The sequence below is a fragment of the Nocardiopsis kunsanensis DSM 44524 genome (assembly GCF_000340965.1).
Lineage (GTDB): Bacteria > Actinomycetota > Actinomycetes > Streptosporangiales > Streptosporangiaceae > Nocardiopsis > Nocardiopsis kunsanensis.
Genome location: NZ_ANAY01000050.1, coordinates 20,922 through 29,489 on the forward strand (window position 1 = coordinate 20,922; position 8,568 = coordinate 29,489).

Annotated in this window: 6 protein-coding genes and 1 pseudogene; 4 read left to right on the top strand and 3 right to left on the bottom strand. The window is 71.3% G+C overall.

The annotated features are described in order from the left end of the window. Positions 1-134: 134 nt before the first annotated feature. Both D456_RS27660 and D456_RS0122400 read right to left on the bottom strand, forming a co-directional pair. Positions 135-602, bottom strand: a pseudogene (locus D456_RS27660) (LLM class flavin-dependent oxidoreductase); the annotation flags it as partial. After that, a complete protein-coding gene (locus D456_RS0122400; protein WP_040699909.1) occupies positions 544-2,691 on the bottom strand; it encodes a cytochrome c oxidase assembly protein in 2,148 nt (715 codons plus the stop codon). The pseudogene D456_RS27660 and the gene D456_RS0122400, both read right to left, overlap by 59 nt. 490 nt (positions 2,692-3,181) lie before the next feature. On the opposite strand from D456_RS0122400, the gene D456_RS0122405 reads away from it, so the two are divergent. The 4 genes from D456_RS0122405 to D456_RS0122425 all read left to right on the top strand — a co-directional run bounded on the left by D456_RS0122405 (position 3,182) and on the right by D456_RS0122425 (position 7,502). Further along, positions 3,182-4,399: an amidohydrolase family protein gene (locus D456_RS0122405; protein WP_017578418.1), complete on the top strand. Its 1,218-nt coding sequence runs from the start codon at positions 3,182-3,184 to the stop codon at positions 4,397-4,399. 144 nt (positions 4,400-4,543) lie between these two features. Then, positions 4,544-5,665 (top strand): alanine dehydrogenase, encoded by a 1,122-nt coding sequence (ald, locus tag D456_RS0122410; protein ID WP_017578419.1) that lies wholly within the window; start codon positions 4,544-4,546, stop codon positions 5,663-5,665. A 195-nt stretch (positions 5,666-5,860) separates the two neighbouring features. Continuing rightward, positions 5,861-6,952, top strand: coding sequence for an enolase C-terminal domain-like protein (locus D456_RS0122420; protein ID WP_017578420.1), 1,092 nt, complete (start codon positions 5,861-5,863; stop codon positions 6,950-6,952). A 91-nt stretch (positions 6,953-7,043) separates the two neighbouring features. Further along, positions 7,044-7,502 carry a MaoC family dehydratase gene (locus D456_RS0122425; RefSeq protein ID WP_017578421.1) on the top strand — a complete coding sequence of 153 codons (459 nt, stop codon included), beginning with the start codon at positions 7,044-7,046 and terminating at the stop codon, positions 7,500-7,502. Positions 7,503-7,512: 10 nt separating this feature from the next. Here D456_RS0122425 and D456_RS27845 read toward each other — a convergent pair. Then, the coding region (locus tag D456_RS27845) for a hypothetical protein (RefSeq protein ID WP_026116138.1) at positions 7,513-8,568 on the bottom strand (1,056 nt) is incomplete at its 5' end.

Here is an 8,568-nt window from a genome sequence, read left to right on the forward strand (position 1 = left end):
CACGGGTGTTCCCGCAGCGGTTCGCCCCCGGGCACGAGGTCGCTGCCGAACTGTTCGGTGAGCTGCGCGGCGGTGGCCCCGGCGTCGTCGAACCCGCTCTTCATGCGGCCCGCGCCCAGGCCCGGTTCGAGGCGGCCTCGCGGGGGCCGGCCGAGGGTGGCGGCCTCGCGGGCCAGCAGCGCCGGGTTCCGGAACCCGTTGTTGAGCACGTAGGTGCCCAGCCGCAGCCGCGAGGTGGTGCGTGCGGCCGCGGTCGGCAGGGCGAGGGGCGAGGTGGCTCCCAGGTGGTCGGGCACAGGAGCACGTCGAAGCCCTGTTCCTCCACTGTGCGGCAGGTCCCGGCCCAGTCGGCCGGGTCGTTCTGCTGGGAGTTGACGCCGAAGCGGAACGGTCTCATGGGCCGAGCCGACACCATCGCCCCGAGCCGTACCACCCTTTCTACCGGGGGAGAAGGCGTGTCGACGACCGGCCCGCACGGCGGCTCGGGCGCACACGGAACGGGCGGGACACCCGGTGTGGGTGCACCGCCCGTCGTCGATCGGGTCAGGCGCGCGGCCCGTCGTCCCCGCCTGCCTCCTGTGAGGTCTCCGCTTCCGCGGCATCGGAGCCCTGCTCGGTCTTCTCCGGTGTCTCCTGCACGGCCGTTCCCCCGCGCGAGCGGCGCGCCAGCTCTGCCAGGTAGGCGTTGTAGGCGTCCATGTCGGCGTCGTCGGAGTCGCCCCGTGCCGCGTGGCGCTCACGGCGGCGCTCCGTGCGTTCGTCGTCCTTCGTCCACTGGTACAGCAGGGCGACGGTGACCAGGATGGTCGGGACCTCGCCGAGCGCCCACGCGAAACCGCCGCCGGCGTACTGGTCCTCGGCCTGGTCGAGCCAGGGAACGTCGAACTGGCTGTAGAACTCCATGGCGATCGGCGCCGACTGCATCATGATCGCGATGCCGAAGAAGGCGTGGAAGGCCATGACCACGAACAGCAGCAGGATCCTGAGCAGGTACGGCACCTTCCGCGGGGCGGGGTCGATGCCGATGATGATCCAGTAGAAGAGGAACCCGGTGATGAGGAAGTGCACGCTCATGAACATGTGACCGAGGTGGTCGTTCATGAGAGTGGGGAACAGCGACGTGAAGTACAGCGCGTAGGGGCTGAACACGAACATCGGCGCGGCCACGGCCGGGTGTGTCACCACTCGGGAGAACCGGCTGTTGAGGAACAGGGTCAGCCATTCACGGGGACCGCGGTCGCCCCGCACCCGTGCGGGTTTGAGCGCCCGCAGCGCCAGCGTGGCTGGTGCACCCAGCACCAGCAGGATCGGCGTGAGCATCTGGATGACCATGTGCTGGATCATGTGCTGGGAGAACATGACCATCGCGTAGGTCGCGAAGCCGCTGATCTGCACGACCACGATGGTCAGCAACCCGGACACGAAGGCGACGATACGCAGCACCGGCCATGTGTCCCCGCGCTTCCTCAGACGCAGCACTCCGCCGATGTAGAGAGCACCTGCGCCGATCACGACCATGATGAAGAACAGGTCGGGGCGCCACAGCGTGAGGACGTTCTGTACGTCCATGGGCGGAGGCACGGGGAAACCGAGGATCGCTGCCGCCGGGTCGACCTCGCTCTCCGCCGGCGGTGGCGGCGCGGTGCGGCCCAGGCCCACGGACACACCGACGACGGCGGCCATGATGAGCGCCTCGACGGTGGCCAGGCGCAGGAACAGGCCGCGGCGCAGGGTCTCGGGTGCTCCCTCGATGCGCCTGAGCACGGCGGTGCGGTGCATGTACCCGAAGACGCCCAGGACCGCGAAGGCGGCGACCTTGACGACGATGATGAGCCCGTACTCGGTGCGGAAGAGGTCCCCGAGGGAGTACAGGCGGGCCAGGGCGCTGGCCACACCGCTGATGGCCACACCGATGTAGAGCCACAGGGCCAGGTTGCTGAACCGGTTGACGGCCACGACGGGGGCCTGGGCGTCGCGGCGCATGGTGTGATAAGTGACGGCGATGAGGCCGCCGACCCAGGCACAGACGGTGATGATGTGCATCGCCAGTCCGGTCACGGCGAGCTCGTGCGCGCCCGCGGAGGCGGAGTGCCCGGTCAGGGCCGGCGGGGTGGTGGCGGCCCCGGCGAGGATCAGCAGCCACAGGGCGCCGGTGGAGGAGACGACGGTGCGTCCGAACAGGGCGACGCCGGTGGTGATCAGCACCACGAACATCAGGGAGATGCCGCCGGCGACCGACCCGGCGTAAGCGGTGACCTCGTCGACGCTGACCTGGCCGATGGTGCGGGCCAGGAACTCGGCGGTCTGGAAGTAGAGGGTGAACACCGCTGCCACGGCCCAGGCGAGCGCTGCCCACGTGGCGGCCCGCACGTATCCGACGGCCTGGTCGCTCAGGCGTCCGCGGTCCGAGGGCAGGAAGACCACTGCCATCAGCAGCAGGCCGACCGCCATGAGCGCGGAACCGTCCATGGCGACCTTGGCCAGTGGGAACCCCCAGCGCACGGCTTCCCCGGAGTCCGGGAGCCCCGGAATGACCTCGGGGAAGGCGGCCCCTCCCAGGAGCAGTGTCAGGGCCAGGCTCACCAGGGAGAGCACGACGGCTGCGCCGGCGAAGAGGGGGACCCGTTCGGTACCGGGGGCGTCGGGGTGTTCCGCCGGGGTGATGGTGTCGTTCTGTGCGGGAGGAGCCACGTGCCACTCCGTTGTCGAGGATGATCGGTCGGACAGTACGGCCAGGGGCCAGTTCATCTGGCCGGACGCCTGACCTGCTGCGCGACGGAAAGCGTCCGCGGAACGGCCCCGGGCCCGTTCGGCGAGCACCGGTACACCGTCCTCGGACGCTCGGCGGCGCAGCACCCCGTCGCGCGCGTCGCATACCGCTCGCAACGTAAGGCATCCACCGAACAGACCTTAGACCGTCTACTACACCTTGTCGGACAGGGGTCCGGCTCGGTAACCCCTCCAAAGGCCCTGATCCGGCGCGTGCAGGGGCCCGGTGCCGCCCGTTGGTGACGTTTCCCCCTTCCGGAGGGTGTTTTCGCTGTAAGGTCGGTGTGCCACGAGGCGCAACGCACACCGTCGTGCTTTCCCGCGCGCCCGTCCGATCGTTGCCCTTCTCCGTGCTCGGTGCGCAGCTGCCAACGGACGGAGCGTGGCCGGGAAGGACGATGAGGGGACGGCGATGACCGAGTTCGACTGCGTGGTCCGGTCCGAGCGCGTGGTCACCCCGCAAGGGGTCGGCCCGGCAGCGGTGGGACTGCGGGAGGGCCGGGTGGAGGCCCTGGTCCACCACGGCGTTCCGCTGCAGGCCCGTGAACGGGTGGACCTGGGGGCGACCGCACTTCTACCGGGCGGTGTGGACCTGGGAACAGGGGTGCACGTACCCGGGCGCGACCTGCAGGGATCCTATCTCGGTGCTGCCGAAGCGGCGCTGGCCGGCGGGGTGACCACCTTGGTGGCCTCTCCCGCACCGGCCCGCCCCGCGGTGACCAGCGCCGACGCTCTCCAGGTGCATCGCAGGGCGGCCGCGGAGGCGCCGGTGTCGGTGTTCCTGACCGGCGGGCTGACCCAGTGGTCCGGTCCACTGGACCTGGCCGACCTGCATGCGGCCGGGGCGGTGGCGTTCCAGTGCTCGCTCTCGGACGGCGGGGCCCCGGACATGGCCCCGATCGACGATCCGCGTCTGCGCAAGGCCATGGCGGAGCTGGCCACCCTGGACGCGGTCCTGTTCGTGCACGCCGAGGACGTGTGCGAGCTGGGCACACCGTCGGCCTCGGCACCACAGCGGCCACCGCGAGCCGAACGCCGGGGCCTGGAACGGGTGATCGGGGCGGCACGTGTGACGGGGGCCCGCACCCACATCACCCCGTTCACGGCGGCCGAGTGCGCGGCCCTGCTGGCGGCCTCGGCATCGGTGGGGGTTCCGTTGAGCGCGCAGACGAGCCCGCACTACCTGTGTCTGCCCTCGGAGAACCTGGCTCCCGGTTCGCCCGGGCACGCGTTCCGGCCGCCGCTGCGTCCGGACGCCAACCGGCGGGCCCTGTGGAGCACGATCACCTGCCCCGGCGAGCCGACCGTGACGACGGTGTCCTCGGGCCACCTGCCGGCGCACGGGCTGCACACGCTGGCTTGGAGCCGGGTGGCGTTGTGGACGGCGCTGGCCCGCCGCGGTCTGGGCCTGGACACGTTGGCCCGGTGGACGGCACAGGCCCCGGCCGCACTGGTCGGGCTGGGCGCCAAGGGGTTCATCGGTGAGGGCCGGGACGCCGACCTGGTGGCCTTCGATCCGGAGGCGCGGACCCGGGTCCCCTCCGACGACCCGGGCCCGTACGCGGGCGCCGACCTCAGGGGCCGGGTGGAGAAGGTGTGGGTGGCGGGCCGGCAGATCCCCTCGGCATGACCCCGCTTGTTCCGTGCCTCGGGCCACACTCCAAACTTGCACCATGTCGACCAGGCCGGGAAAGGGTCTGCATGTCGGCTATGGCGTGGTGTGGCCTGCGCAGGTCACAGTTGGGATGTCGGCAGAATACCGAGGAGGAAGCCCGTGCGTATCGGTGTACCCCGCGAGATCAAGAACCACGAGTACAGAGTGGCCATCACCCCCGCCGGGGTACACGAGCTGGTCGGACGCGGCCACGAGATCGCGATCGAGAACGGTGCCGGACGCGGCTCCTCCATCACCGATCGGGAGTACGCCGAGGCCGGGGCCCTCCTCCTCGACACCGCCGACGAGGTCTGGGGGTTCGGTGACCTGATCCTCAAGGTCAAGGAGCCGGTCCCCGAGGAGTACCACCGTATGCGCCGGGGCCAGACCCTGTTCGCCTTCTTGCACCTGGCTGCCGACCGCGAGTGCACGGAGGCCCTCCTCGAGCACGGCGTCACCGGTATCGCCTACGAGACCGTACAGACCTCCGACGGCGCCCTGCCGTTGCTGGCACCGATGTCGGAGGTGGCCGGACGCCTGGCGGCCCAGGTCGGTTCGGTCTCCCTCCAGCGCCCGGCCGGGGGCCGGGGCGTGCTCATGGGCGGGGTGCCCGGTGTGCGCCCGGCCAAGGTCACCGTCATCGGTGCGGGTGTGGCGGGCCTCAACGCCACGCAGGTCGCCGTCGGCATGGGAGCCGACGTGACCGTCCTCGAACTGAGCGCGCGCAAACTGCGCCACCTCGACGAGGTCTACCGGGGCCAGGTCAGGACGGTGGTGTCCAACTCCATGGAGCTGGAGCAGTCGGCGCTGGAGTCGGACATGGTCATCGGGGCCGTGCTCGTGCCCGGCGCCAAGGCCCCCGAGCTGATCTCCAACGAACTGGTCTCGCGTATGCGGCCGGGCGCGGTACTGGTCGACATCGCCATCGACCAGGGCGGTTGCTTCGAGGATTCTCGTCCCACCACTCACGACGACCCCACCTTCACCGTGCACGACACCGTGTTCTACTGCGTGGCCAACATGCCCGGGGCGGTGCCCAACACCTCCACCCATGCCCTGACCAAGGACACCCTCCACTACGTGGTCGAACTCGCGGACAAGGGGTGGCGCCGGGCCCTGCGCGACGATCCGGCGCTGGCCGGCGGGCTCAACGTCCATGACGGCCAGGTGGTCTACGAGCCGGTCGCCCAGGCCCACGGTCTGAAGCACTGTGCGTTGGAGCAGGTGCTGGCCGAGGCCTGATCCGTGCACGAGCGGGCCGTGCGGGGATGCGCCCCGTGCGGCCCGTGGCGCTGTGACCAGGGGTTCAGGCGCCCGCAGGGGCGACTTCGGGGTGGTCGCCCTCCCTGAGCGGGGGTACGGTCGAAGTAACGACCGGGCCGGTGACCAGCACGGTCCCGGCCCCGACCCAGGCGGTACTTCCGAAGGTGGAACAGCGTGGCACAAACCGGATCGGCGACCACGACACGGATCGTCGAGCTCGAGCTCCTGCGGCTGCGCACGTCCTCGAACGGGCGCGGCGCCCCGGTGCTGGTGCGGGTCTCCGACACCGACGGGTTCAGTGGTTGGGGCGAGGTGCCCGGTGCGAGCCCCGGGCAGTGGGAGTCCCTGCAGACACGGTTCGCCCCGGCTCTGCTCGATCATGTCTGGGCCCGCCCGACCGAGGCCGGTGAGGCCTGGGTCGATCTGCCGTGGGACCCGTCGGTGGCGAGCGCTCTCGACACGGCGTGCTGGGACCTGTGGAGCCGCCGTCGGCACACCCCGCTGGCCCACGCCCTGGGCGGGGAGCGCACGGCGTTGACGGCGGGGGTGTCCCTGTCGCGGCAGCGGACGGTGGAGTCGGCCGTGCGCGAGGTCAACCGCCAGGTGGGTTCGGGGTTCCGCCGGGTCCGTCTGGAGATTTCCCCGGGGTGGGACCTCGACGTGGTGCACGCGGTCCAGGCGAGTTTTCCGTTCCTGGTGCTGCAGGTCGACGCCGGGGGCCGCTACACCGAGTCCCCCGAGCACGTGGAGGCGCTGCACGCGCTGGACGGTCTGAGCCTGTTGGCGATCGAGGACCCCTTCTCCCCGGACGACCTGGAGGCCCACGCCCGGCTGACCTCGGAGTTGCGCACCCCGGTGGCGCTGTACCGGTCGTTGACGTGCCTGGAGGACGTGGACGAGGTGGTCCGGGCCGAGGCGGGCGATGCGGTGAACGTGGACCTGGCACGTCTGGGCGGCCTCACACCGGCGCGGCGTGCCGTGGACCGGGCGGTGGACTCGGGACGGCAGGTCTGGTGCGGGTCCTCGGCGGCCACGGGTGTGGGCCGTGCGGCGACAGTGGCGTTGGCGTCGTTGTCGGGGGCCACGCTGCCGGTGGAGATGCCGGGGGCGGGGCGCCACGGGCGCGACGTGGTCTCGCCCCCGGTGCGCGCGCACGACGGTGTGGTTCCGGTGCCGTTGACCGAGAGCGGTCTGGGGCATGGGGTCGACCGGCGGGCGCTCGAGGGGCGCACGGCGGAGTCGGTGGTCCTGGCGCCGCATTCCTGATCCGCTCCCGTCCACCAAAAACCGAACGCTGTTAGGTAGAGTGGGGCGTACCCGTCCGGCCCCCAGTGAACCGGACCCGACGAACGGAGGCGTGGTGCGCGCATTCGCCGATGTCCAGGAGGTCGCCCGGGCCGAGGGCGCACGCCTGGGCCCGACCGACTGGCTCACGATCGACCAGAGCCGTATCGACCTCTTCGCCGACGCGACCAGCGACCACCAGTGGATCCATGTGGACCACGAGAAGGCCGCTGCCGGCCCCTTCGGGACCACGATCGCCCACGGATACCTGTCGTTGTCGCTGCTGGCACACTTCTCCCCGCAGCTGCTCGAGGTCGAGGAACCACCGAAGATGGCGATCAACTACGGGCTCAACAAGGTGCGGTTCCTCCAGCCGGTCACCTCGGGTTCGCGTGTGCGCGACGTGGCCGAACTCAGCGACGTGACCGAGAACGAGAAGGGCCTGCTGCTCACCGTCTCCCACACCGTGGAGATCGAGGGTCAGCAGCGCCCGGCCCTGGTCGCGCAGACCCTGGGTCTCTGGGTGCCCTGAGGCGTTCGCCTCACCGCTGTTCGAGCTTGCGGCGGATACGTTCGCGCAGCCCGGAGGCGAACCACTGGTGGCGGCGTTCGGCGCGCCGGGCCCGTTCTCGCGCGGCGCGCTGCGCCTCCAGGGCCTCGGTCACACGGCTGCGCAGCTCGTCCGGGTCCGGCGGCGGACCGTCCTCCAGGCAGGCGCCCGGTGGGCGGACCAGCCCCTCCCACGGCAACCACCCCGTGCCGTGGATGTGCTCCACGACGCGGTCGAGCTCGTCCCCGCTCGCCCCGGGTACGAGATGGCGGGCGCGGGCGAAAGCACTGGAGCGTTCCAGCCGCAGGGCCTCTTTCGGCCCGCTCGCCCCGGGCAGGAGCACGTGGAGGAGCCCGACACGGCGCTGGTCGGCCTCTTCCACGAGGTCGGCCAGGCATGCGGGTGTCGGCAGGGACCCGGCAGGCAGGGTGAGTCGGTAGGGCACTCTCGGGTCGGCCCCGGGCACGCTCTCGGCGGTGTGCACCCGGGCCTCGCCCCGGAAGGCCTCGGCCAGGTCGGCCCCCTCCTCCTCCAGGGACGGCACGAGCAGATGGACCCGCAGGTCGGGCGTGGTCCCCTCGAGCAGCGCGGACACGGTTTCCTCGGCCTCGCCGGCGTTCTCGGTGGCGTCGACGACGGCCTCGACGGAAGGAACCTCCCAACGGCGAGCCCGCCCGACACGGCGCAGGTGGAACTCGGGAACCCGGTTGGCCAGGTAGGGCAGGCGGTAGCGGGTCCCGGCCTCGCGCCGGGTCTGCATCTGGGTGCGGCCCAGGTGCCAGCTGCTGGTGTCGGTGTCGGGCACGAAGACCGCGCCCTGCTGGTAGAGCCGGTGGGCGAACTCGGTGTCGCCGCCGAGTACGAGACCGGGCTCGAGCCCGCCGGCGGCACGGAAGAGGCTGCGGTGCAGTGACCCCGAAGCGCCGACGAAAGCGGTGTAGGAACGGCGGTCGGCCTCGCGCAGACCATCGGTGCGGGTGATGGTGTTCTCGATCCAGTGGGTGTCGGCGGTGGCGGGATCGAACAACGCCCCCGCACGCCCGGCCGC

Excerpts from the sequence above, each read along its gene's own strand:
- D456_RS0122405 (WP_017578418.1), top strand. The coding sequence starts at position 3,182 with ATGACCGAGTTCGACTGCGTGGTCCGGTCCGAGCGCGTGGTCACCCCG.